This is a genomic window from Rhodoglobus sp. G.S.4, assembly GCF_056619605.1.
In genome coordinates, this window is sequence record NZ_CM152748.1 from 1,324,165 (window position 1) to 1,348,645 (window position 24,481).

Below are 24,481 nucleotides of genomic sequence, written 5' to 3' on the forward strand. Positions count from 1 at the left end.
AGTTAGGCGGCAGTTACCGCTCTAGTCGTCGAGGGCGTGGGGGCGCATGTAGGTGCGCTCGTGGTACAACAAGGCTTCGTCTTCGTCGCCCAAAATGCCGTGATCGATTTCGACAACGACGATTGCGTTGTTGTGCACTGGATGCACATCAACGATGCGACCAATGGCAATCGCTGTTGCACCATCGAGAAGAGGCAATCCGTTGGGATCTGCGTGCCAATGATCTCCCTCAAATCGGAGGTCATGGTCGGCAGCCATACGCTCGGCAAGATGGCGACTTCGTGGGCCAAGCATATGAATAGCCACCAGGTTTCCCACCGTTATGGCCGGCCACGAACTTGATACCTGCGCCATATTGAATGTCGCAAGCGGGGGAACAGCCGCCAGCGACGCGAGAGAAGTCGCCGTGAATCCCACCGGGTGACCATCGGGGGCGACTGAGGTGACCACCGCTACGCCTGCGGCGTGGCGCCTAAACGCGCTCTTGAAAGCGTCGATTCCGTCTGCTGCTGCTGAATTATCCATGTCTTCTTACCAAGCCTAATCTGCCTCAAAGAATTCCGAGCACAGAACGAACTAACATGGGGAGGCCATGTCGCTGAATACAATCGATCTTCGCGCCGCCACTCTGAGCCGCGCCGAACTTGCCCGTGTCATCCCTCGTGCTCAGATGGATGTTTCTGTTGCCTCCGCAGCAGCTGTCCAACTCATTGACGATGTTCGGGAGCGGGGCGAGCAAGCTCTACTTGACCAAGCCGAACGCCTCGATCGTGTGCGGCCCGACCGTATTCGAATTCACGCGGATGAGATTACGCGAGCGATGCGCGCGCTTGAGCCCGCCGTGCGTGAAGCTCTTGAACTTGCCATTGACCGAGTTCGCACTGCAAGCAAGGCTCAAATTCCGCCTGCAATCATGACCGAGCTGGGGGATGGCGCTGAAATCGTTCAGCGCTGGCAACCCGTAAATCGCGTCGGGCTTTATGTGCCTGGCGGTAAAGCGGTCTACCCATCGAGCGTCATCATGAATGTTGTGCCAGCACAGGTGGCCGGTGTTTCTTCCGTTGCCTTGGCGTCGCCTCCACAGCGGCTTTTCGGAGGAGCGGTTCATCCAACCATCCTGGGCGCCGCAGGCTTGCTCGGCGTCGACGAAGTTTACGCAATGGGCGGCGCGGGAGCCATTGGCGCTTTCGCTTACGGAATCCCGGATTTGGGGCTCGATCCCGTAGACATTATTACCGGGCCAGGAAATGTCTATGTAGCTGCAGCAAAGCGTGCGGTTCGGGGCATCGTCGGCATCGACTCTGAGGCCGGTCCGACCGAAATTTTGATCATTGCTGATTCGGAAGCAAACCCGCGTCTTGTCGCGGCTGACTTATTGAGCCAAGCGGAGCACGATGAACTCGCCGCTGCGGTTCTGGTGACCGATTCAGAAGAACTTGCGGATGCTGTACGTATCGAGCTCTCGAAGCAGCTAGCCGCAACGTCGCATTCGGTGCGCGCCGGTATCGCCCTCGATGGCCAGCAGTCCGCGATTGTTCTGGTGAATGACATGGCCTCTGCCGCTGCGCTCAGCAATGCCTATGGCCCCGAGCATTTAGAAATTCAGACTGAAGAGTCTGGCGCCGTTCTCGACATGATCGATAACGCCGGTGCCATTTTCTTGGGTGCACAGTCTCCGGTGAGCCTGGGAGACTATCTGGCGGGATCGAATCACGTGCTCCCTACCGGTGGACAGTCGCGGTTCTCGTCGGGTCTCGGCGCCTACACGTTCCTGCGCCCGCAACAGGTTATTCGCTATAGCCATGATGCGCTGCGTGCTCTCGAGCCGCACATTGTTGCTTTGAGCACGGCAGAGGACCTTCCGGCGCACGGTGCCGCTGTGAGTGCACGTTTCTCGGATCACTAAACAGGTACGCTTGACACACTATGTATTGCCCTTTTTGTAGGCATCCCGATAGCAGGGTTGTCGATTCTCGCACCAGCGATGACGGCCTCTCGATTCGCCGACGTCGACAGTGCCCCGAGTGCGGGCGACGATTTTCGACAACCGAAACCGCATCGCTCAACGTCATCAAGCGAAACGGTGTAGTCGAGTCGTTCAGCCGCGAAAAGATCGTCAGTGGTGTGCGTAAAGCTTGCCAAGGTAGACCGGTTACTGACGGTGACCTTGCTGTTCTTGCGCAGAAGGTCGAAGAGTCCATTCGTGCAACCGGTGCCGCCCAAATCGATGCCAACGAAATCGGCCTAGCCATTCTTTCGCCGCTGCGAGACCTCGATGAGGTTGCCTATTTACGTTTCGCCAGTGTCTACCAAGCTTTCGATTCGCTTGACGACTTTGATGATGCCATCAACCAACTGCGTCTGGACCACGGCACCACACCCTAGCTTGGCCCCGTTGTTGACCACTGTCTTCTATCGCTGAGAGCACCACTGTCTATGTATGAGTTCTTTTTCCGGACCGTTCTCAAACGGCTCGACCCTGAGTTCGCCCATGCTCTCGCCTTTACGGTGATTCGGCTGCTTTCCGCTACGGGGATCGGACGCCTGTTTCATCGCATCCCAGATCCAATTCTCCGAGTAGAGACACTCGGGCTCACATTTGATTCACCCTTCGGTGTCGCTGCGGGCTTCGATAAGTCGGGCGTTGGCATCTCTGGTTTGGGCCAGCTCGGCTTTAGTCATGTCGAGGTCGGCACGATCACGGCTCTGCCTCAACCAGGAAACCCTAAACCCCGACTCTTTCGTCTGGTCGCGGACCGCGGTGTGATTAACCGCATGGGGTTCAACAATGCTGGGGCCGCTAAGGCAGCTCGTGTTATTGATCGCGCACGCCAGCGAGAAGGCCGACCGGTGATCGGCATAAACATTGGAAAATCGCGAGTAGTCGCCGTCGAGGACGCTGTATCTGACTACCTCACGAGTGCGCGCTCATTGGCACCACTTGCCGACTATTTGGTCGTCAACGTGAGTTCGCCAAACACTCCAGGGCTCCGCGGCCTGCAAGAAATCGACAAACTGAAGCCGTTGCTGACCGCTGTAAAGTCTGCCGCCGGCCGCACCCCGGTGCTGGTCAAGATTGCTCCAGACGTAACGGATGACGAAGCTGCAGCAATTGCGCGATTAGCGGTTGAGGAGCTTGACGGCATTATCGCGACGAACACGACGCTCTCCCGCGAGGGGCTGACTACAGCGCCAGACATCGTTGAGGCCGCTGGCGCTGGGGGAGTGTCAGGTAAACCTGTCGCTGCACGGTCACTTGAACTGTTGCGGATCATTCGCGCCGTGGTTCCTGCCGAGTTCTGTGTGATCTCCGTCGGTGGCGTTGAGACCGCTGAGGATGTCGCTGAGCGGCTGCGAGAGGGCGCAACTCTTGTTCAGGGTTATACCGGATTTATCTATCGCGGCCCGTTCTGGGCGCGAACAATCAATCGACGGCTCACAACGCTCTTGCGCGCTGATCGCGCCAAGTGACGCCAGACCACAAGTGTCGGACGTCCTGCTCGATGGTCTCGACAGTTAGCTCGGGAACTGTCCGCGCTTGACCTGCGGCTTGGGCAGTCGCATGATCCGCAATTGAAGTGAGCGCATCGCGGCGTACCAGCGAACTTTTTCCGCGCGCGATTCGCCGAACTTCTCGGCGATTTTACGGCGCAGGCGGAGTCCGAGAAGGATCGCGTCGAGCGCAGCCACGATGAAGAATCCCCACAGCGCGAATAGTCCGAAAACTTGAACTTCCGGCTGAGGCAAGAGGGTCAAGATGATGACCACGAACATCGCGGGAACCAGCAACTCACCAACGCTAAAGCGTGCGTCAACATAGTCGCGTACGAACCGCTTCTGAGGTCCGCGGTCTCGAATTGGCAGGTACTTTTCTTCACCATTTGCCATGCCGACACGCGCACGTTCGCGCTCTGCCTGCAATTGCGAGCGCGCCTGGCGGCGTGCTTCCTTGCGGTCATCGGAGACGAGCGGGCGCAGATTGGCCGCTTCTCGCTCTTTGCGCGTGGGGGTCGGGCGTCCCTTTCCGGCGACACTTTCGTGGTCAGCCGGAGTCTCGGGAGTTGGGTTGCTTTCGGAAGAAGATGCTTTTACCACTGGGTTCCTTGCGTTGGTGTCGATCTAAGATTACTCGTATGACTCACACGCCGCAGCCGACGACTCCGTCGATGACTCCTGACCCGCAATTCGATTCACTGTCTGAGGCTGTTAACGCCGCTATGCCAGCAACGATCGCTGAGCTGTCATCGTTGGTGCGAATTCCTTCCGTGTCCTGGGACGGTTTCGATTCTGCGCAAGTTCAGCGCAGTGCCGAGGCCGCACAAGCCTTGATTGACGGTATCGGTGTCTTCGACAGCGTTGAACTCGCGCGCGCGCCGATCGATGAAAACACTCTCGGTCACCCGGCGCTTCTCGCCACCCGCAAGGCCAAAAATGGAAAGCCCACAATTCTTTTATATGCGCACCACGACGTGCAGCCCCCCGGCCAGGATGCGGATTGGGATTCGCCCCCATTCGAGCCGACTGTGCGCGGGGATCGTTTATACGGCCGCGGCGCCGCCGATGACAAAGCCGGAATTATGGCCCACGTTGCGGCAATACGCGCTTTTGTCGAGACGGTAGGAACTGACTTCGAGCTCGGCTTGGTTGTGTTCTTTGAGGGCGAAGAAGAATTCGGCTCACGCTCTTTTGCGAATTTCATCACCCAGAACCGCGACAAGCTTGCCGCCGATGTCATCGTGGTGGCTGACTCCGACAACTGGGATATCAACACCCCGTCTCTCACCGTTGGCTTGCGCGGAAACGTCACGTTCAAATTGACGGTGTCAACGCTTGCTCATGCGTCGCACTCTGGAATGTTTGGGGGAGCGGCACCGGATGCGATGCTCGCAACGATCAAACTGCTTGCGACCCTGCACGATGAAGATGGTTCGGTCGCCGTGGAAGGCTTGATCACTCGCGACGGAGAGACGCCGGAATATAGCGAAGAGAAACTGCGACATGAAGCAGGGTTGCTCGACGGTGTTTCATCATTGGGGTCTGGAAGCGTGCTCGGTCGGCTCTGGAACAAGCCGTCGATCACCATCACTGGCATCGATGCTCCGACGGTCATGAATGCATCCAACACGTTGACTCCGAGTGTCACCGTCAAGCTGAGCGCGCGAATCGCGCCGGGGCAAGATCCGGATGACGCGTTCGTCGCACTACGCAGCCACCTCGAGTCACACGCTCCTTTCGGCGCACACGTGGAAATTTCTGATGTCGATCGCGGAAGCCCATTTTTGGTCGACACCAGTGGTTGGGCCGTCGACGTCGTAACGGCCGCGATGCATGAGGCGTGGGGCAATGAGCCCCTCCAGACAGGCATAGGCGGGTCAATTCCCTTTATTTCCGACCTCGTAGAGGTGTTTCCCGAGGCTCAAATCTTGGTGACTGGCGTAGAAGATCCGGAATCGAGGGCGCACAGTCCGAATGAGTCGCTGCACTTGGGTGTTTTCACACGCGCGATCCTCACCGAGGCGCTTCTGCTCGCAAAGTTGGAACGCCGGGCGTAGAATTACGTCATGACTGAAACCGCTGTTGAAACTGCTGCCCATGGGGTCGCGCTGACCGAGGCCGCCACCGACAAGGTTCGTAGCCTGATGTCGCAAGAAGGTCGCGACGACCTGCGTTTGCGTTTGGCCGTTCAGCCAGGCGGATGCTCTGGACTCATCTATCAGCTCTACTTTGACGAGCGCATTCTCGACGGCGACGTGAGCGTTGACTTCGGAGACGGCGTAGAGGTTGTCGTTGACAAGATGAGCGTCCCCTACCTCGACGGTGCCAGCATCGACTTTGAAGACACAATTCAGAAGCAGGGTTTCACTATTGACAACCCCAACGCAGAGGGCAGCTGCGCTTGCGGAGACAGTTTCCACTAATTTCGCAGTATTTTTTTGAGAAGGTGCGCCGATTTGGTGCACCTTTTCGCTTGCGCGGGGCGAGCCGGTAATCATTACTGGGTCTGGCTCCGTATACACTGGAAAGGTATTAGTCCGTGTTCTTCGAGAGGTCACAGGTGCGCTCTAACCGCCGAATTCGATGGGCAGCGATTCCCATCGCTCTGGTTACGATGCTGGTCTTGGCCGGTTGTACCCCAGATCAACTTCAGGGTTATTTGCCCGGAGGCCCAGATGTCACCAACCACACGAGCAGCATTATCGGCCTGTGGGTAACTTCGTGGATTGTTCTTCTCGTTGTCGGTGTAATTACCTGGGGGCTCATTATTTGGGCAGCCGTGGTTTACCGCCGTCGTCGCGGACAGACCGGACTTCCTGTCCAGCTGCGCTACAACATGCCGATCGAGATCTTCTACACGATCGTGCCCCTGATCCTGGTTATCGGCTTCTTTGCCTTCACCGCTCGCGATCAAGCTGAGATCGAAAAGGTCGAGGTAAACCCCGATGTTTCGATTGAGGTAATCGGCAAGCGTTGGGCTTGGGACTTCAACTACACCGACGACAACGTGTACAGCCCCGGTGTACAAGCAGACTTCAATCCCGATGGAACAATCAACGTGGATTCATTGCCACAGTTGGTCTTGCCTGTCGATAAAAAGGTTGAAATTAAGATTGAATCGCGCGACGTGATTCACTCATTCTGGGTCGTCGACTTCTTGTACAAGAAGGACATGATCCCCGGCAAGAGCAACTACATGTACTTCATTCCGACTAAGGAAGGTACGTATCAGGGCAAATGTGCTGAGCTCTGTGGCGAATATCACTCGCTCATGCTCTTCACCGTCAAGGTCGTCTCTGACGCCGAGTACAAGGACTACATCGAAGGCCAGCGCGAAGCGGGCTATGAAGGTCAGCTCGGTCTTGATTACAACGTGAACCAAAACTTGCCCGGCAACGGCAGCAGCGACGAGGAATAGGGCTCATGAGCGTCGAACATAAGGGCAATGTCTTGGTGAACTGGGTCACCTCGACTGACCACAAAACCATTGGGTACATGTACCTGATCACCTCTTTCTTCTACTTCCTTCTTGGCGGCGTGATGGCGCTTGTCATCCGAGCTCAGCTCTTCGAGCCAGGATTGTCAGTCGTTGCTACTGGTGAGCAGTACAACCAACTCTTCACGATGCACGGCACGATCATGCTCTTGATGTTCGCGACGCCGCTTTTCGCCGGCTTCGCAAACGTGATCATGCCGCTTCAGATCGGTGCTCCTGACGTAGCATTCCCTCGCCTGAACGCATTCGCATACTGGCTCTATAGCTTTGGTTCGCTAATCGCCGTCGCAGGTTTCCTCACCCCTCAAGGTGCGGCATCATTCGGCTGGTTCGCTTACGCTCCGCTCTCAAGCACGACCTTCTCTCCTGGTATTGGTGGCAACCTGTGGGTCTTCGGACTTGCGATGAGCGGTTTCGGAACCATTCTTGGTGCGGTCAACTTCATCACCACCATCATTACGATGCGTGCTCCTGGCATGACGATGTTCCGTATGCCGATTTTCACCTGGAACACCCTTGTGACGTCGTTGCTCATCCTCATGGCGTTCCCTGTGTTGGCAGCGGCTCTCTTCGGTCTCGGAGCGGATCGAGTTGTCGGCGCACATATTTATGACCCCGCGAACGGTGGCGTCATTCTGTGGCAGCACCTGTTCTGGTTCTTCGGCCACCCTGAGGTCTACATCATCGCGCTTCCGTTCTTCGGAATCGTCTCCGAGGTGTTCCCTGTCTTCAGCCGTAAGCCGATCTTCGGCTATTCGACCCTGATCTACGCGACAATCTCGATTGCTGCGCTCTCGGTTACTGTCTGGGCGCACCACATGTACGTGACTGGCTCGGTATTGCTTCCGTTCTTCTCGCTCATGACCATGCTCATTGCGGTGCCGACTGGCGTGAAGATATTCAACTGGATCGGCACAATGTGGCGAGGCTCAATTACGTTTGAGACGCCCATGTTGTGGGCGATCGGGTTCCTCGTTACCTTCACATTCGGTGGGCTTACGGGCGTCATTCTTGCTAGCCCCCCGCTCGACTTCCACGTTTCTGACACCTACTTCGTGGTTGCACACTTCCACTACGTTGTGTTCGGAACTGTGGTCTTCGCGATGTTTAGCGGATTCTACTTCTGGTGGCCCAAGTGGACCGGCAAAATGCTCAACGAGCGTCTCGGAAAGATTCACTTCTGGTTGCTTTTCATCGGCTTCCACACGACCTTCCTCATTCAGCACTGGGCCGGCGTTGTCGCCCTGCCGCGTCGTTACCGCACCTACCTCGAAGAGGATGGCGTGACATGGATGAACCAGGTCTCCACTATCGGCGCGTTCATTCTTGCCGTGTCGATGATCCCGTTCCTCTATAACGTCTACATCACCGCTCGCAAGGCGCCGCGCGTGACCGTCGATGACCCGTGGGGCTACGGACGTTCGCTCGAGTGGGCGACAAGCTGCCCGCCACCACGGCACAACTTCACGTCGATCCCACGAATTCGTTCCGAATCCCCGGCATTCGACTTGAACCACCCTGAAGCTGGTATCCCCGTGGGCATTGGCCCAGGCAAAGATGCCCCCGAAGCGCCGGTTTATGATCTTGCAGATGAGAAGGTGAAATAGCTCATGAGGGCTAACGTCAAGCTTTATTGGATTCTCACCGTATTCTTCTTCGTCCTGGCCGCGCTGTACACCGGTTGGTCGCTCATCGACCAGGCTCATCAGCGCGTTGAATGGGTGGGAACCATCTCACTGCTCCTCAGTGGCCTGCTGTGGGCGCTAATAGCCTTCTACCTAGGTAAGGTGCATGATGCACAGGGTGGGGAGCTCGCAGAAGACCGCCTCGATGCCAACATCGAAGACGGCGATGCCGAGCAAGGGCACTTCAGCCCCTGGAGCTGGTGGCCAATCGTTCTCGCGGCATCCGTCTCGCTCGTCTTCTTGGGCGTCGCAATCGGAGCGTGGATCTCGTTCATTGGTGGCGGAATTCTCATCGTAAGCCTCGTAGGGTGGACGTATGAGTACTACCGCGGATACTTCGCACGCTAAGACAGTGCAGATACGTTCTGCAACCGCTGCCGATGCGGGCTCAGTATTTGAGTTACTGAAGCAGCTAGGTACTGAGTACGCTCCGGACCGTGCCGCATTTGATGCGAGCTTCTCGCACGCGGTCGACGATGGTGCAACGACACTCATGCTTGTCGCTGAACACCCCGAGGTCGGCGTCGTGGGGTATGCCTTCGCAACTATCGCGCACCTTCTCCACACCAACGGCAGCTCAGCGCAGCTGCAAGAACTTGTTGTCGATGGGACCGTCCAAAGTTCCGGCATCGGCACGCGTCTCGTTGAAGCTGTAGAGGCAGTGTGCCTGGAACGCGGAGTACGTCAGCTCACAGTTCCGAGCCGTGGATCCGCAGACTTCTTTGAACGCATCGGCTACCGCTCGACCGCTGACTTCCTCAAGCGAGTCTTCGACTAGAACGCTTTTTGCCCTCTAGGGAAAGCTTCGCCACCCGTAGTTATTTTGGTGGTTCTAAGTAAGCGTCCCGTGCAGCGCTCCGCCTCTTCACTGGCGTTTAGGCAGCTCCGAGGACGCAATGAGAGACCGAGTAGCGGCTGTGACCTAGCTAGCCTCCACGGCCAAATTTGCTCTGGCGCTGCACAACGTCGGGGGAGCGAACCTCGTGAATGGGCTGGACCGACCGAGTAACCGAACCCCGGTACCACGCGCCACGCTGCATCACAGAGCGCAGCAGAGCACGGTGGCTTTGACTATGACTCATAACGGCACCGTGGAATACCGCACTTGCCGTCTTGTTTTACACCGCCGCGTTAAACGACTGTGGGCCTTGACGGAGAGTATCCGACAAGGCCCACAACCGTTCGTGTGAGGAACGCTTAGTGGTGCGCGTCCTTCGACTGTTCGATCTCACCCTGAGATACGGGAGCGATTCGGTCTTCGAAGAACCACCGCGAAACTGAGGCACGGAGGCGCTGGCCACCAGTGATTTTGCCGTCAGCATTGGGGCGGATCGTCAGCGGCTTGTAGTCGGTGAAGTTAACAAGCTTCCAACGTTCGTACTCGTCGAGTTGCTCGTGGACCTCAATGTATTCACCGTGCGGAAGGCGCACGATTCGACCTGACTCGTAGCCGTGGAGCGCGATTTCGCGGTCCTTCTTCTGCAGACCAAGGCAAACTCGCTTCGTGAGGAAGTAAGCGATGATCGGTCCGAAGATGAGCAGAGCCTGACATGAGTGGATAACGCCCTCGATCGAGAGCTTGAAGTGCGTTGCTATCAAGTCCGAGCTGGCCGCAGCCCACAGGACGGCGTAGAACGTGACTCCTGCTGCACCAATCGCAGTGCGGGTAGGAGCGTTGCGCGGACGGTCAGCGATGTGGTGCTCGCGCTTGTCGCCGGTAACCCAAGCCTCGATGAAGGGGTAGAAGGCCACGACAGCGATGAACAGTCCGAGGGCGACGAGCGGCACAATGATGTTGAACGACCACGTGAATCCGAACCACTCAGTCTCCCACCCTGGTGGAATAAGCCGGAGGGCGCCGTCGGCGAATCCGATGTACCAGTCGGGTTGAGTACCGGCAGAGACGGGGGAGGGGTCGTAGGGTCCATAGACCCACACCGGGTTGATCGAGAACGTCGACGCGATCAAGGTGATGACACCGAAGACGATGAAGAAGAATCCACCGGCTTTCGCCGCGAAACCGGGCATTACGGGCGAACCGACGACGTTGTCGTTGGTGCGGCCCGGACCAGCAAACTGCGTGTGCTTGTTGATCACGAGCAACAGCATGTGGACGCCGAGGGCAGCAATAATGATCGCCGGCAGCAGCATGATGTGCAGGATGTACAGGCGGCTCACGATATCTACACCGGGGAATTCCCCACCGAAGAGCAGATACGAAATCCAGGTACCAATAACCGGGATTCCCTTCACCATTCCATCAATGATGCGAAGTCCGTTGCCGGAGAGTAGATCGTCGGGGAGCGAGTAGCCGGTGAAGCCCTCAGCCATCGCGAGGATGAAGAGCACGAAGCCAATGAACCAGTTAATCTCACGCGGCTTGCGGAACGCGCCGGTGAAGTACACCCGGAGCATGTGCAGTCCGATAGCAGCCACGAACAGCAGCGCTGCCCAGTGGTGCACCTGGCGCATGAGCAGTCCACCGCGGATATCGAATGAAATATCGAGAGTCGATGCCATCGCGGCAGACATCTGGATTCCCTTGAGCGGTGCGTAGGAACCCTCGTAGTGAACTTCAACCATGGACGCTTCGAAGAAGAACGTCAGGAATGTGCCTGAGAGCAGAATGACGATGAAGCTGTAGAGAGCGACCTCGCCGAGCATGAACGACCAGTGGTCGGGGAAGATCTTGCGACCGACCTCTTTGACGAGGCCCGAGATGCTCGTGCGTTCATCAATGTAGTTCGCGGCAGCTGAAGTGAAGCGCTGTCCGCGCGACTTTGACTGTGCGTCCTGGGTGGGTGTGGTTGTCATAGCTTGCGCTCCCAGAAGCTTGGTCCGATGGGTTCACGGAAGTCGCTCTGTGCGATGAGGTAGCCCTCGGAGTCGACCGTGATCGGCAATTGCGGAAGTGGACGTTTTGCTGGCCCGAAGATAACTGCTGCTTCGCGCTTGATGTCGAACTGCGACTGGTGGCAGGGGCATAGCAAATGGTGGGTCTGCTGCTCATAGAGCGCGACCGGGCATCCGACATGGGTGCAAATCTTGGAGTAAGCGACGATTCCGTCGTAGTTCCAGTCTTCGCGACCCTCGGAGACTTCGAGATCTTCTGGCTTGAGGCGCACCAGTAGTACGGCGGCTTTTGCTTTTTCCTCAATGCGGTGTTCAGAGTCGTTAATTCCCTCAGGGATGACCTGAAACGCTGAACCAATCGTGAGGTCGGAAGCCTTGATCGGGGTGCCACTGGGGTCGCGCGTTAGCCGCATTCCCTCTTCCCAGAAGGTGTGCTTGAGGAGCTTCACCGGATCATCCGCGGGTGCCAGGTCACGGAACAGCGCGATTGCAGGCAGCGGCGTAACGACAAGAGCGCCGATGAGGGTGTTGCGCAGCAAGGTGCGACGGCCGAAGCCTGATTCCTTGTTGCCCAGGGTGAAGACTTCGACGGCCTTGGCGCGAGTTTCTTCGCTACCTCGAGTGCTGTGACGCTGCTCAACGAGGTCGTGCCCCTCCATGAGCGCTTTGGCCCAGTGAACGGCACCGACGCCGATGCCAAGGAGTCCGAGAGTTATTCCGAGTCCGAGGAACATCGTGTTGTTGCGAACCGAGTCCATATTGCCGGGCTCGATAGGGAACGCAATGTACGCCGCTACAGCGAGAACGCTACCAATGATGGAAAGGAAAAATAGCGCTGAGACTCGACGCTCTTGCTGCTTGTCAACCTTGGGGTCAAGATCCGTCACCCGCGGGCGGTACGGAGGGAACCCCGGGTTGGGTACTTCGTCGGTTGCGACGACAGCGGTGCCTGCATCGTGTGCAGTAGCGCTGTGCTGCGCGACGTCCTTACCCGCAGCCATGCTGCCGGCGGTATCGCCGTGGTCGTCTGCCATTCTTATCCCTTCAACCGTCCGCTGTGAAGCGGTCGCTAACTAGTTTGACTTAGCCGTGAGCCAGACCGTGATTGCCACGATCGCGCCAAGGCCAAAGATCCAAATGAACAGACCCTCGGAAACAGGGCCGAGTGAACCGAGCGTGAAGCCGCCAACCGAAGGAGTCTCATCGAGGTACTTCAGGTACGTGATGATGTCTGCTTTTTCCTCAGGGGAGAGGTTGGTGTCGTTGAACACGGGCATGTTTTGCGGGCCGGTGAGCATTGCTTCGTAGGCGTGCTTCGGTGTTACACCAGCTAGGGACGGGGCAAACTTGCCCTCGGTGAGTGCTCCACCGGCACCAGCAACGTTGTGGCACATCGCGCAGTTGATGCGGAACAGTTCGGCACCGTTGGAAACGTCGTAGCCTTCGCCTGTGAGGTACATGTCGGCGGGGATGGCGGGGCCGGGGCCCTGCGATGCTACGAACACTGACAACGCGAGAATTTGCTCTTCGGTGAACTGGACAGGCTTCTTCTCCGCCTGAGGACCGGTAACGGCGAGCGGCATACGGCCGGTTCCCACCTGGAAGTCAGTGGCTGCAGCGCCAACCCCAATCAGGGTGGGCCCCTGAGTAGTGCCTTCAAGGTCAAGCCCGTGGCACGTTGCGCAGTTTGCTGCGAATAGCTTTCCGCCTTCTTCGACCAGCGATTCAGCCGAGGCACTGGTCTCTGCAGTCGCGCTCGAAGTGAAGAGCGCGTAAGCGCCACCAGTTCCGACGAGAGCGACGAGGAGCAGCGCTACGGTCGCAAGAGGGTGACGTCGACCAGCAGGTCGTGACCTGCGAGACGCTCGGACTGCCGATGTGGCCATTACTTTATTTCCGTTTCTCATTTGAGCACGTAGATGATGAGGAAGAGGCCGATCCAGACTACGTCGACGAAGTGCCAGTAGTACGAAACAACGATCGCGGTCGTTGCTTCTTTGTGGCCGAAGGTCTTTACTGCGAATCCGCGCCCAAGAACGAGCAGGAAGGCGATGAGGCCGCCAGTTACGTGGAGCCCGTGGAATCCGGTGGTGATGTAGAAGGCCGAGCCGTAGGAGTCGCTTGACAAGCTGACGTGCTCAGAGACGAGCGTTGCGTATTCGAAGACCTGACCGGTGACGAACACAGCGCCCATGGCGTACGTGAGGAAGAACCACTCAGTCATGCCCCACTTGCGCACATCGAAGAGCTTGCCGGTGCGGTGCAGTTGCATGCGCTCCGCAGCAAACACGCCAAACTGGCAGGTCACCGACGAAAGCACAAGAACGATCGTGATCGTGGTGGCAAACGGTACGTTGAGCTTCTCAGCCTGTTCCGCCCACAATCCAGGCGAAGTGGACTTCAAAGTGAAGTAAATGGCGAAGAGGCCAGCGAAGAACATCACCTCGCTTCCGAGCCAGACGATGGTACCGACCGCAACAGTGTTCGGTCGTTGGACAGACTGGGCTCCGAGCGAGCGATTGAGGGCAGCTGTGGTCACCTACCTATTATGGCTGATATCTCAGGGTTCGTTTTTCAATCCGCGGCCAGTCGCACAGCATCGGTAGGATTTCCTTTATGGCATCTACCCCAACTTGGCCCGAAATCCTTAGTTCTCTCGTCTCGGGAAACGATTTATCGATCAGCCAAGCCGAGTGGGCAATGAAGTCTGTGATGAACGGCGAAGCTACTTCGGCACAGTTGGCCGCGATGCTGATTGCCCTCCGGATCAAAGGCGAGACTGTCGATGAGATCGTAGGATTCCGGGATGCCGCCCTCGCTAGCGCTCTTCCACTCCCTGTCGACCCCATGGCCCTCGATATTGTCGGCACCGGCGGAGATCCCTATGGAGCGGTTCTCAACATCTCGTCGGTGGCATCGATCATTGCGGCAGCCGGAGATGTCCCCGTCATTAAGCACGGGAACCGCGCGGCGAGCAGCAAGAGCGGAGCATCCGATGTTCTGAGTGCTTTGGGCCTGAACCTTGACCTCACCCCAGAACGGGTTGCCGAAGTTTTGCGCGAAGTGGGGATCACGTTTGTTTATGCGGCGCTGTTTCACCCCGGGTTTGCCCACGCCGGACCGACACGTCGCGAACTTGCCATCCCCACTCTGTTTAACATTTTGGGCCCACTGTGCAATCCCGCCCGCCCGCAAGCGTCTGCCGTCGGCGTCGGAAGCCGCGAACGCGTCAGTCTCCTCGTCGGTGTCTTCCAAACTCGCGGCGCTACCGCGCTCGTCTACCGCGGGGATGACGGCATAGACAAACTCACAACGACTGGCCACAGCCACGTCTGGGAAGTGTCGCGAGGCTTCGTGACCGAACATGATCTTGATCCGCTTGAGCTCGGCATCCCGCGCGCACCCATCGAGGCTCTTCTTGGCGAAAGCCCCGAGCACAATGCGAACGTTATTCGCTCAGTCTTGGCGGGGGAGAAGTCGCCAGCTCGTGATGTCGTACTGCTCAACGCGGCCGCAGGGCTTGCGTCATTCACGCTCGCTCAAGAACCAGAACAGAGCCAGCGGCCCCTTCTTGCACGGTTGAAAGAGCAATTCGACCGCGCAGAAGATCTCGTGGACTCTGGGCGAGCGAGTGCGAAACTCGACGAATGGGTCGCGGCGACCAACCGCTAAGGGGAGCTAGTCGGTGTCTTCGTCGACCCAATCGAGGGTCTTGGAGATTGCTTTCTTCCAATTGCGCAAGAGACGCTGGCGCTCGTCATCCGCCATCTGCGGTTCCCAACGTTCACCCTCGCTCCACTTGTCACGTAACTCGTCGAGCCCGCTCCAATATTCGACCGCTAGTCCGGCAGCATAGGCCGCACCCAGTGCCGTAGTTTCTGCCACCACTGGCCGTATGACGGGCATGTTGAGGATGTCCGCCTGAAACTGCATGAGAGCAGAATTTGCGACCATCCCGCCGTCAACCCGAAGCTCAGTCATTGCGACTTCGGCATCCGAGTTTGCCGCATCGACGACGTCACTGGTCTGGAACGCGGTGGCCTCCAGTGCTGCACGCGCAATATGGCCCTTGTTGGCGAAGCGCGTGAGCCCGAGGATCGCACCGCGAGCATCCGGTCGCCAATGTGGGGCAAAGAGGCCCGAAAACGCGGGAACAAAGTAGACACCACCGTTGTCGTCGACGGATGCCGCGAGCGCTTCGACGTCTTCTGAACGAGCGATGATTCCGAGATTGTCACGCAACCATTGAACGAGTGACCCTGTCACTGCTATCGAGCCCTCAATGGCGTAGCGAGGGGACTCATCCCCGAGTTGATAGGCCAGGGTCGTGATGAGTCCGTTCGCGGAGTGCACGATGTCAGTTCCGGTGTTGGTGAGGAGAAAGTTTCCGGTGCCGTAGGTGTTTTTGGACTCGCCAGCGTCAAAAGCGGCCTGTCCGAACGTGGCAGCTTGCTGGTCGCCGAGTATTCCCGCGACGGGCACTTCGCGCAGCAGGCTAGAAGTTGAAACGGTGCCGTAAACCTCGGAAGAACTACGAATATCGGGCATCAGTGATGCGGGAATGTTGAGTTCTGCAAGTATTTCGGCGCTCCACGAGAGAGTTTCGAGGTCCATGAGTAACGTTCGGCTGGCGTTCGTAACATCCGTGGCGTGAACCCCACCGTCTGGGCCTCCGGTGAGATTCCACAGCACCCACGTGTCTGGGGTTCCGAAAGCGAGCTCGCCGGCCTCGGCACGCTCGCGTACTCCATCGACGTTGTCGAGCATCCACACAATTTTGGATGCCGAAAAGTAGGTTGCGAGAGGCAGCCCGGTGAGTTTCTTGAACCTGTCGGTATCGCCAGCAGCGATGCGGTCGATGATGGTTTGCGTGCGGGTATCTTGCCAGACGATTGCGTTGTAGACGGGCTTGCCGGTTGCACGGTCCCAGATGATGGCGGTTTCCCGCTGATTGGTGATGCCTACGGCTGCGATGCTGTGGCGGGTCACATTTGCTTTGGAAAGTGCTTGGCCGATGACTTCGCGAGTATTGTTCCAAATCTCGATGGGGTCGTGCTCGACCCATCCAGCTTTCGGAAAGATCTGTTTGTGTTCGAGCTGACCAGAGGTGACCGGCGTGCCATCGTGATCGAAGATGATCGCCCGGGTGCTCGTGGTTCCCTGGTCAATTGAGAGTATGTAGTTCACCGGTTCTCCTCAGCCTTTCGTTGAGCGTTGCATGCTTAGACCGCGTTGACGTAGAGCCAGGCGCCGTTCTCCCGCACGAACATACTGTTCTCATGTTGTTGATCGGCAACACCGTCGCTGCGGTAGTGCGCGCGAAATTCCACAGTGCCACGAGCATCAAACATGCTGCCACCTGTGCGGGCAACAATATCCAGACGGTACCAGCGCACATCTGGATCGACCTCAAGACTCGTCGGCCGAGTAGACGGATGCCACGACTTCAACAAGTATTCGGTCTCGCCAAGGACATAGGCACTGTAGCGCGAACGCATAAGCCGTTCAGCGGTCGGAGCCAGTGCGTCGCCGCGGTGGAACCGAGCGCAGCAGTCCTCGTAGGTTTCTGCCGACTGGCAGGGGCACGCGTTCATTGGTCAAGCCTAACGAGTCGCGGTTCGGTGCGCGTCTCGTGTGGCAGTGCCACTCGGACCAAAATGAACAGTTGGCGGGTCGGCCGGAACAGATTCCCGCCGACCCACAAAACAACTCTATTGACACTAACTGTGTCCAATGGGCAGGCGGCCTTCAAAGAGGCGACCGCGGATAGATTCTGGCTCGATCAGGATATAGACGAAGGACTCCACTGGAACCCAATCCGGCAGCGTCTTGAGAGCCTGAGCTGTCACCTGCGACGCGTCATCGAGCACTGTTGCTAATCCTCGAACAACAACACTCCACACGTCATTCGGAGTCGTTTGGTCGACTTCGAAGGCAACGTGAATGTTCTCGGTGAGCTCGTGAAGCTTCGAACCCGATGCGGTGCGGAACAGGATTGTTTTTTTGTCGCAGTAATAGTTGACCGGGAAGATATCTGGGCGCCCCTCATTGCTGAGGGCAAGATGCCCGAAGCTTTTACTGGCGAGCAGACCGAGGCTTGCCTGATCGGAAAGCTCGACTACAGGTCCTTGCGGCGACCAGCCTGCTTCACTCATGTCATGAGACATTGCCGACCTCCGGCCGAACGATGATCTTGACGGCAGTCTCCTTGTGATCAATGAGCGTCATGAATCCCTCATCGATGAGTTTGTCGAGAGGTATCCGACCCGTGATGAACGGTGCGAGGTCGACCTTGCCGTCCTGAACAAGTTTGATTGTTGCGGGGTGATCGTGCGCGTAGGCAATCGTCCCGCGCAGATCAATTTCCTTGAGGACGAGCTTTTGCATATCGAGTTGTGCAGGATGACCCCAAATGGAGACGTTGACGATAACACCAGTGGGCTTCACCGCGTCAAAGAGTTGATCGAGCACTGCATTGATACTTGAGCACTCGAAGGCGACATCGGCACCGACTCCGTTAGTCAGCTCCATGACTTTAGCCACAGCATCCTCGACGCTGGGGTCGATCACGTGCTTGGCCACTCCGGTGGACAACGCCATTTCGCGCCGTGCTGTTCCGGGCTCGGACAAAATTACCGTGATTCCCTCTGCTGAGAGCACGGCGGCGAGCAGAAGACCGATGGGGCCGCCGCCACCGATGAATGCAACATCGCCGGCTTTCGCACCACTGCGCACGAACGCGTGATGGCCAACGGCGAGGGGTTCAATGAGGGGGGCCTGATCGAGCGGGATGTCGCCGATCGGGTGAACCCAGCGACGCTCAATGACGACTTTTTCGCTGAGTCCTCCGCCTCCGCCAGCGAGGCCGATGAAACCCATTTTTGTGCAGAGGTTGTAGTTGCCTGCACGGCAAGGTGCGCACTCACCGCACACAAAGTACGGTTCGACGACAACGTTTTCGCCGACGGTGAGGTCAGTAACTCCTTCACCGAGAGCGGTGATCGTTCCCGAGAACTCATGGCCCATGGTCACCGGGACGTCCTCGTGAGTGAGCGGGTGTTGGTGTCCTGCCGCGGGAATGAAAATGGGCCCTTCGAGGTATTCGTGAAGGTCTGTTCCGCAAATGCCGCACCACGCGACGTCGATAGCGACAGTCCCTTGGCGAAGTTCTGGTGCAGGAATATCTTCGATACGGATGTCTTTGCGTCCGTAGAAACGTGCTGCCTTCATAGTCTTCTTCTATCTACTCAGTGGTCAACGGTTGGCACTAGGGAACTAGGGAACTAGGGGAGAATCGCTAGACCAGCCATGGCATCTTCTGCACAATGCTGAGTCGCTTCCACGCCAGGCCAACACCCCAGGTGTCTCCTGCCGACAGCGCAGCGATGGTGATTAGTGCGAGTGCATAAATGATGTGGTAGTCCACGAGCGGGTTAGTGGAACCCGCGTTCGCTGCGAACGGCCACTCGGCGAGGTACATCAGGAGCATCATGACGGTTCCCGCTACGGCACTGACACGTAGGCCGATTCCCAACATCACAGCAACGCCGATTCCGAGCATTCCGAGCATAAAAAGAATGTCGGAGGTGGGGCTGGCGATCGCAGCAAAAGCCGGTTTTAAGGGGCCGACAACGGCATCGCCGGTCAAGAAACCTTGACTGGGAGCTCCGCCGTTGATCCACGCTCGTTCCGCTGGGGTCGAGAATCCCAGACCGAAGGTCTTGTCGAAGAACGCCCACAGGAAAAGGAACCCGGTAGCGAGACGTAACACTGCCAGAACGCGGCGCCCAGTAGCCGAAACGACTCGATTGCCAGCCTCTACCACCGTGCCCGTCTCGTTCCGGGAGAGTGGTGGGGCTGCGGCTGTACGTGTGGTCATCGTTGTATTCCTTCAGTGGTGGATGATTGAGAAAATGAAACCGAGTGGCTTCAAGGGGATTCAGGCGGAGACGTACTGTTTGACAGCCACGGTGATGTCAGTAAGTGCTTTCTTCGCATCGGCGAAGAGCATTCCCGTCTTGGGATCGGTGAACAGCGGGTTGGTGATGCCCGCGTAGCCAGGGCGCATCGATCGCTTGATGACGACAACGGCTTTGGCATGATCGGCGTCGAGAATGGGCATCCCTGAGACAGCATTGCCCGGCGTTCGAGCGTCCGGATTACAGACATCGTTGGCTCCGATTACCAGAGCTACATCGCAGTTATCGAACGCCGCATTCGCCTCGTCGAGTTGGAGCATCTGCTCATAAGGCACATTGGCTTCGGCGAGGAGTACGTTCATGTGGCCCGGCATTCGTCCAGCAACGGGGTGGATGGCGTACTTGACGTCGATGTTGTGGGCCATCAGCAGCGCAGCGAGCTCGGCGACTTCGTGCTGGGCCTGCGCTGCGGCGAGTCCGTAGCCGGGAACGATTAGGACGCTCTGCGCATAGGCGAGTTGAATCGCGACATCATCCGAAGTGAGGCTCCGCACATTGGTGAGTTCCTCATCCGCTGGTCCTGCCGTTGCCGTAATCTCGCCGGTGCCGAATCCACCGACGATGATCGAGAGCACTGAGCGGTTCATCGCTTGAGCCATTTGCAGCGTCAGAATGGTGCCAGCGGCGCCGACCAAAGCACCTGCGATGATGAGCGCCTGATTGTTGATTGCGAAGCCAGCCATCGCCACAGCTAGACCAGTGAGTGCATTCAGGAGCGACACGACGACCGGCGCATCAGCGCCGCCAATAGCCAGCACCATAAGAATGCCGAGGATGAGCGCGGTCACGAGAACCACCACGAGGAGCAGGGTGTTATCGGGCAGGATGACTGCCGCAACGCTCGCGCCGAGGGCGATAAGAGCCATCGTGGCATTAAGAACACGGAATCCAGGGAACGTTACGGGGTTGCCGGGGATGATGCCCTGCAGCTTTCCTGCCGCGATAAGCGATCCTGAGAAAGTGATCGATCCAATGAGTACGTCGAGAACGACGGGGATAGAGACGGTTAAGTCGAGTGGATCGTTGCTGGTTGCCATGATGAAAGCGGCGAAGGCAATCGCGGCAGCGGCGCTACCTCCTACGGCGTTGAATACGCTCACGAGCTGAGGGACATCGGTCATCTTGACCGTGAGCGCTCGATATACCCCGAAGACCGCGCCGACGAGCACGCCGGCAGCGAGCGCCACCCACGCAATCCATTGACCACCGTCGGAGACGAGTGAAAGCATAATCGTTGCCAAGACCGCGATGACCATCCCGATAGCGGAGATGCGATTCCCGTTTCGGGCAGTTGCTGGTGCACGCATCATGTGGAGCCCGACTACAAAGAGCGATGCCGAGAGGAGGTAGAGAATGCCCACGAGGAACTCGAAGCCGGTCATGAGGCGTCCTCCTTGCCGCTCGTGGTGTCGGCCATCTTGTGCGGTGTCGGGCGGGTAAACATCTTCAGGATGCGGTCGGTCACGGCATACCCTCCGAACACATTTGCGGCAGCGAAGGCACCCGCAATGAAGGTCAGAATGTAGCCGGTTGGAGAATTGGCGAGTGACGCCGTGACAACGGCGCCAGCAATGACGACTCCGTGGATGGCATTGGATCCCGACATCATGGGGGTGTGCAGCGTCGAAGGGATCTTGCCGATCACTTCGACACCCACGAGAAGCGCGAGAACGAAAATAGCGAGGTTGCTGTACAGGGTTTCCATTACTTGGCCTGTGCTTTCGAAGGGTCGGCTGGAGTGAGGGGGTCGCTATCGAGGACGGTGCGCACCGCGGTATTCGTGACATCTCCTGCATGACAAACGACGATCGCTTTGTGGACCTCGTCGGCTGGATCGATCGTGATTACACCCGCAGGGGCGATTGTCTCGATGACCGCCGCGACATTTCGGCCAAACATTAGGGAGGATGAGGAGGGGAGATCGGCGGGAAGGTTGCCCCCGCCGACTATTACGACACCGTTCGCGGTCGTGAGCGTTTCACCATCGATCGAGCCAAAGACGTTTCCGCCTTTGTCGCTCGCCCCGAGATCGACGCAGACGGTTCCGGGTTTCAGTTCCGCGAGAGTATCTTCCGAGACGAGCAGCGGGGGAGTGCGTCCTGGCACCTTCGCGGTCGTGATGATGATGTCGAAACCGACAAGGGCGTCTGCGAGTTCTTGTTGCTGGGTCGCCTGCTCGTCAGTAGTCATTGCCCGGGCATAGCCGCCTTCACCAGCACCAGCCGCAACGGACGACGTCAAGAACTTGGCGCCAAGCGACTCAACTTCGGTGCGGGATGCTTCTCTTACGTCGTACCCCGTTACAACAGCACCAAGTCGCTTCGTTGTAGCTATTGCTTGCAGCCCCGCGACACCCGTGCCAATAACGATTGCCTTCGCGGGCGTTGCGGTTCCGGATGCCGTAATCATCATGGGGAGGTAGCGGCCAAATTTTTCCGCGGCCACTATTGCCGCGCGGTAGCCTGCCGCGCTCGATTGGGAGCTGAGAGCATCCATTGATTGGACACGGCTGAGGGTTCGGGGGAGCAATTCGAGTGCCACGAGGGTGAGCCCTTGGGCAGCCAATGCTTTGACTCTGCTGAGGTTATTTAGCGGGTCGAGCAGACCAATCACCGCGCTGCCCGCGGTAAGACCGTCGGTGACTCTAGTAGGAGGGAGGGAGAGGGAGGCGAGTGCATCGCAACTGGCGATGACCTCGACGGACGTCGCGATTCTGGCTCCGGCGGCTAAATAGCTCGCATCAGTGAAGCTCGCACCTAATCCGCATCCCTCTTCGACGACAACAGCAAATCCAGTCTGGACAAGGTGTTTAGTAGCGCTCGGGTCGAGACTGACGCGATGCTCGCGCGAACTGTTTTCGGAAAGAACCCCGACGGTGAAGCCTGTACCTGACTTGGGCATTGCCATCCTTGATCGAAACGGAACAAATTCCGTTGCCAAGGTCTGGAGCAACTACCTCAAGAGTACACCAGCGTTTGCCGCCTAATTGTGGATAAGTTTTGACGATTTTTGCTTGGTCCCAGCTGCAACAATGTGCTGCACCGTGACCTCCCGTCGACTCACCAATTCTGATGTTGCCCGAATTGTGAGGTTGCGATCACGGGCGTACTGGCGCAGTATTCCGAACGCATCGTCCATACTGAGCGATAAGCCGTTCGCAACGATGCCCTTCGCCTGTTCTATGGCGATCCTGCTCGTCAGGGCATTGTGTAATTGTTCTTCGACAACGTGCGCCTCGTGGAGCGCGCGCTCGTGGGTGATCCCGATCGTCGCGACATCAGCGAGGGCTTGAGCCACCGCGGCATCCCGTGAGCTAACGGCTTCGCTCGCGGCCCTAAAGAGGTTCATCGTACCGAGCACCCTGCCCTGGACCTTCATCGGGATCGATAGGAGCGAGTTGAACCCCAGCCCAACGGCGGTAGAAGAGAACACTGGCCAAGCAACTGACGCCGAAATGTCATCAATCGCTACTGCATTTCCGCTCTGGAAACAGTCGATGCATGGCCCTGCCCCATCCTCGAGTTGAATACTTTCCAGCATCATTGCGGCTTCGTTCGTCGATGTCATGAGTTGGAGCTCACCAGTGTCATCGACCAGTACGAGTCCGCCGGCATCCATACACACGATCTCGGCGCACCGTTCAACAAAGGTGTGCAGTACATCCACCATGTCGTGGTCGGCGGAGAGTGTTTCCGCAACGGTGACGAACGCGGCACTGATTTGGGCCTCGCGGGTTGTGCCGTCCATCTGGCGCTCTTTCTTACCGGGGAGGTGGATTTTGGTTCAGTAGATTGAACTCGAGTACTCGCGCAACTATGTCACGAGCGTCATCGTGAACGGTGCGTGCAAAGTAACCCATTCCATTTGAGGCTACCGCTGAAACCGCGACAACCGGCTTAGAGATGTAGGAGGCTGTTAGCAGATGATCTCCAGTCGTGATGAGAGTCGTCGTGGCGACGAATGCTATGAAGCGCCTATACGTGTTCCCGAGACGTCCCGGGAGCGCTCGGCTGGGTCAAGAAAACGATCAGCACGATGAGGCCTGCGATGGGCACGAGTACCCAGAAGATGTTGGTCCAGTTGCGACCGGTGTCACGCAGTCTTCGCACGGTAACCGCCAGTTGCGGGAGGAGGAGGGCAAGAGACCAGGCGCTGCTGAGCCCGACTGAGAGTCCAATCGCGGCTACATTGTCTCCCGTGGTGGGGTCAAGTGCTGCAGCGATCGCTGTAGTGATGAAGGAGAAGAGGGCGAACCACCAGTACTCAGAGCGACTGGCGACGCCGGTGAAATCCGCATACTTGCGGAAGACTGTGGCGATGGATTCGAAGAAAGTCACAATGGCTCCCACTGGGTCGGCTTTGTTTCAGGCTAGGCGCTTCTTGCATCGTGCGGGTAATGGAACCAGATAAAAGCCCGGGGCCTTCCTGAATAAACAGTGAAGATTTGCCGAACGGGCTGCGGGTAAGCGTAGCGTTGACGTCCAACAGGGAACTGACGTGCAAAGTAGGCGTCAGGGTTAGCTCGCTCGCTGGTGCGGGCTGACATTCTCTTAGCGAGGAGTTGTTGTGCGTCTCTCATCCCCAGTCATGTTCGTATCCGATCTTGATAGATCGATCGCCTTTTATTCCGACCTTCTCGGGCTTAAGTGCTCTGTTCGGGATGAATCTGCCGCGCTGCTCGTAGGCGGCGAAGGCTACGAGCTTTACCTCCGCGGTAAGCATGCACAGCCCAGTCGAGTGTCGGGTTCTGTCGGTCTGCAGTACCTGATCTGGAGCGCAGACAGCCTTGAGGAACTGCAACGGTCCGAAAACGCCCTGAGGCGCCAGTCTCGCCATGTGCGCCGAGAGCGTCTCGACGATTTCGAGGTTGTTGAAGGGCGTGACCCCGATCACTTAGCAGTGATGGTTGTGTTTCCCGGGCCGGATCAATCCGCGCGACACGCGATCATTCCCCGAATCTATAGCTGGTAGCT

At 57.8% G+C, this 24,481-nt stretch carries 27 protein-coding genes; 11 read left to right on the top strand and 16 right to left on the bottom strand.

Annotation, left to right across the window (positions count from 1 at the left end; all coding sequences use genetic code 11):
* Window positions 1–21: 21 nt before the first annotated feature.
* A complete protein-coding gene (locus tag AC061P_RS06420; RefSeq protein ID WP_449646581.1) occupies window positions 22–525 on the bottom strand; it encodes a flavin reductase family protein in 504 nt (167 codons plus the stop codon).
* A gap of 67 nt (window positions 526–592) precedes the next feature.
* Between AC061P_RS06420 and hisD the strand changes: the two genes are divergently transcribed.
* The 3 genes from hisD to AC061P_RS06435 are packed head-to-tail and all read left to right on the top strand — an operon-like array spanning window position 593 to window position 3,471.
* Window positions 593–1,906 carry a histidinol dehydrogenase gene (gene hisD, locus AC061P_RS06425; RefSeq protein ID WP_449646582.1) on the top strand — a complete coding sequence of 438 codons (1,314 nt, stop codon included), beginning with the start codon at window positions 593–595 and terminating at the stop codon, window positions 1,904–1,906.
* Between the two features lie 20 nt (window positions 1,907–1,926).
* Entirely contained in the window at window positions 1,927–2,385 is a 459-nt protein-coding gene (gene nrdR / locus AC061P_RS06430) for a transcriptional regulator NrdR (RefSeq protein WP_449646583.1), read from the top strand.
* Window positions 2,386–2,436: 51 nt separating this feature from the next.
* Window positions 2,437–3,471, top strand: coding sequence for a quinone-dependent dihydroorotate dehydrogenase (locus AC061P_RS06435; protein ID WP_480392106.1), 1,035 nt, complete (start codon window positions 2,437–2,439; stop codon window positions 3,469–3,471).
* A gap of 45 nt (window positions 3,472–3,516) precedes the next feature.
* Here AC061P_RS06435 and AC061P_RS06440 read toward each other — a convergent pair whose 3' ends face one another.
* On the bottom strand, window positions 3,517–4,095 hold the full coding sequence (locus AC061P_RS06440; RefSeq protein ID WP_449646585.1) for a DUF3043 domain-containing protein: 579 nt from the start codon (window positions 4,093–4,095) through the stop codon (window positions 3,517–3,519).
* 38 nt (window positions 4,096–4,133) lie between these two features.
* Between AC061P_RS06440 and AC061P_RS06445 the strand changes: the two genes are divergently transcribed.
* The 6 genes from AC061P_RS06445 (at window position 4,134) to AC061P_RS06470 (ending at window position 9,454) form a co-directional block, all read left to right on the top strand.
* Window positions 4,134–5,552: a dipeptidase gene (locus AC061P_RS06445; RefSeq protein WP_449646586.1), complete on the top strand. Its 1,419-nt coding sequence runs from the start codon at window positions 4,134–4,136 to the stop codon at window positions 5,550–5,552.
* 9 nt (window positions 5,553–5,561) lie between these two features.
* A complete protein-coding gene (locus tag AC061P_RS06450; RefSeq protein ID WP_009772096.1) occupies window positions 5,562–5,918 on the top strand; it encodes a HesB/IscA family protein in 357 nt (118 codons plus the stop codon).
* A gap of 137 nt (window positions 5,919–6,055) precedes the next feature.
* Entirely contained in the window at window positions 6,056–6,913 is an 858-nt protein-coding gene (gene ctaC / locus AC061P_RS06455; protein WP_480392107.1) for an aa3-type cytochrome oxidase subunit II, read from the top strand.
* A gap of 5 nt (window positions 6,914–6,918) precedes the next feature.
* Window positions 6,919–8,598: an aa3-type cytochrome oxidase subunit I gene (ctaD, locus tag AC061P_RS06460; protein ID WP_449646588.1), complete on the top strand. Its 1,680-nt coding sequence runs from the start codon at window positions 6,919–6,921 to the stop codon at window positions 8,596–8,598.
* A gap of 3 nt (window positions 8,599–8,601) precedes the next feature.
* Window positions 8,602–9,024 carry a cytochrome c oxidase subunit 4 gene (locus AC061P_RS06465; protein ID WP_480392108.1) on the top strand — a complete coding sequence of 141 codons (423 nt, stop codon included), beginning with the start codon at window positions 8,602–8,604 and terminating at the stop codon, window positions 9,022–9,024.
* A complete protein-coding gene (locus tag AC061P_RS06470; RefSeq protein ID WP_449646590.1) occupies window positions 8,993–9,454 on the top strand; it encodes a GNAT family N-acetyltransferase in 462 nt (153 codons plus the stop codon). The genes AC061P_RS06465 and AC061P_RS06470 overlap by 32 nt, the downstream gene beginning before the upstream one ends.
* A 419-nt stretch (window positions 9,455–9,873) precedes the next feature.
* On the opposite strand, the gene qcrB is transcribed toward AC061P_RS06470, so the two are convergent.
* From qcrB to ctaE, 4 genes are read right to left on the bottom strand one after another with little or no spacing between them, the layout of a single operon-like run.
* A complete protein-coding gene (gene qcrB, locus AC061P_RS06475) occupies window positions 9,874–11,490 on the bottom strand; it encodes a cytochrome bc1 complex cytochrome b subunit (protein WP_449646591.1) in 1,617 nt (538 codons plus the stop codon).
* Window positions 11,487–12,563: a cytochrome bc1 complex Rieske iron-sulfur subunit gene (qcrA, locus tag AC061P_RS06480; RefSeq protein WP_449646592.1), complete on the bottom strand. Its 1,077-nt coding sequence runs from the start codon at window positions 12,561–12,563 to the stop codon at window positions 11,487–11,489. Before qcrA ends, qcrB begins: the two co-directional genes overlap by 4 nt.
* Window positions 12,564–12,602: 39 nt before the next feature.
* Window positions 12,603–13,415, bottom strand: coding sequence for a cytochrome bc1 complex diheme cytochrome c subunit (gene qcrC, locus AC061P_RS06485; protein WP_449646593.1), 813 nt, complete (start codon window positions 13,413–13,415; stop codon window positions 12,603–12,605).
* 17 nt (window positions 13,416–13,432) lie between these two features.
* Window positions 13,433–14,068, bottom strand: a complete 636-nt coding sequence (ctaE, locus tag AC061P_RS06490) for an aa3-type cytochrome oxidase subunit III (protein ID WP_480392109.1) — start codon at window positions 14,066–14,068, stop codon at window positions 13,433–13,435.
* A 77-nt stretch (window positions 14,069–14,145) separates the two neighbouring features.
* On the opposite strand from ctaE, the gene trpD reads away from it, so the two are divergent.
* A complete protein-coding gene (gene trpD / locus AC061P_RS06495; RefSeq protein ID WP_449646595.1) occupies window positions 14,146–15,201 on the top strand; it encodes an anthranilate phosphoribosyltransferase in 1,056 nt (351 codons plus the stop codon).
* A gap of 6 nt (window positions 15,202–15,207) precedes the next feature.
* Here the strand turns inward: trpD and glpK are convergent, their stop codons facing one another.
* From glpK to AC061P_RS06545, 10 genes are all read right to left on the bottom strand, one after another.
* Window positions 15,208–16,716, bottom strand: coding sequence for a glycerol kinase GlpK (gene glpK, locus AC061P_RS06500; RefSeq protein WP_480392110.1), 1,509 nt, complete (start codon window positions 16,714–16,716; stop codon window positions 15,208–15,210).
* 35 nt (window positions 16,717–16,751) lie between these two features.
* The gene (locus AC061P_RS06505; RefSeq protein WP_480392111.1) at window positions 16,752–17,123 is read right to left on the bottom strand and encodes a YchJ family protein; all 372 of its coding nucleotides are present in this window, start codon (window positions 17,121–17,123) and stop codon (window positions 16,752–16,754) included.
* A 126-nt stretch (window positions 17,124–17,249) separates the two neighbouring features.
* Window positions 17,250–17,684, bottom strand: coding sequence for a pyridoxamine 5'-phosphate oxidase family protein (locus tag AC061P_RS06510; protein ID WP_449646598.1), 435 nt, complete (start codon window positions 17,682–17,684; stop codon window positions 17,250–17,252).
* A gap of 1 nt (window position 17,685) precedes the next feature.
* Window positions 17,686–18,759, bottom strand: a complete 1,074-nt coding sequence (locus tag AC061P_RS06515) for a 2,3-butanediol dehydrogenase (protein ID WP_480392112.1) — start codon at window positions 18,757–18,759, stop codon at window positions 17,686–17,688.
* Between the two features lie 67 nt (window positions 18,760–18,826).
* On the bottom strand, window positions 18,827–19,408 hold the full coding sequence (locus AC061P_RS06520) for a DoxX family protein (RefSeq protein ID WP_480392113.1): 582 nt from the start codon (window positions 19,406–19,408) through the stop codon (window positions 18,827–18,829).
* 60 nt (window positions 19,409–19,468) lie between these two features.
* Entirely contained in the window at window positions 19,469–20,890 is a 1,422-nt protein-coding gene (locus AC061P_RS06525; RefSeq protein ID WP_480392114.1) for an NAD(P)(+) transhydrogenase (Re/Si-specific) subunit beta, read from the bottom strand.
* Complete coding sequence (locus AC061P_RS06530) at window positions 20,887–21,213, bottom strand: NAD(P) transhydrogenase subunit alpha part 2 (protein WP_449646602.1); 327 nt, start codon at window positions 21,211–21,213, stop codon at window positions 20,887–20,889. The genes AC061P_RS06525 and AC061P_RS06530 overlap by 4 nt, the downstream gene beginning before the upstream one ends.
* Complete coding sequence (locus AC061P_RS06535; RefSeq protein WP_480392115.1) at window positions 21,213–22,409, bottom strand: Rossmann-fold NAD(P)-binding domain-containing protein; 1,197 nt, start codon at window positions 22,407–22,409, stop codon at window positions 21,213–21,215. The genes AC061P_RS06530 and AC061P_RS06535 overlap by 1 nt, the downstream gene beginning before the upstream one ends.
* 81 nt (window positions 22,410–22,490) lie before the next feature.
* The gene (locus AC061P_RS06540; RefSeq protein ID WP_449646604.1) at window positions 22,491–23,255 is read right to left on the bottom strand and encodes a GAF and ANTAR domain-containing protein; all 765 of its coding nucleotides are present in this window, start codon (window positions 23,253–23,255) and stop codon (window positions 22,491–22,493) included.
* 227 nt (window positions 23,256–23,482) lie between these two features.
* On the bottom strand, window positions 23,483–23,845 hold the full coding sequence (locus tag AC061P_RS06545) for a DUF805 domain-containing protein (protein ID WP_449646605.1): 363 nt from the start codon (window positions 23,843–23,845) through the stop codon (window positions 23,483–23,485).
* Between the two features lie 229 nt (window positions 23,846–24,074).
* Here AC061P_RS06545 and AC061P_RS06550 point away from each other — a divergent pair, with 229 nt between their 5' ends.
* Complete coding sequence (locus tag AC061P_RS06550) at window positions 24,075–24,479, top strand: VOC family protein (RefSeq protein ID WP_449646606.1); 405 nt, start codon at window positions 24,075–24,077, stop codon at window positions 24,477–24,479.
* Window positions 24,480–24,481 lie beyond the last annotated feature (2 nt).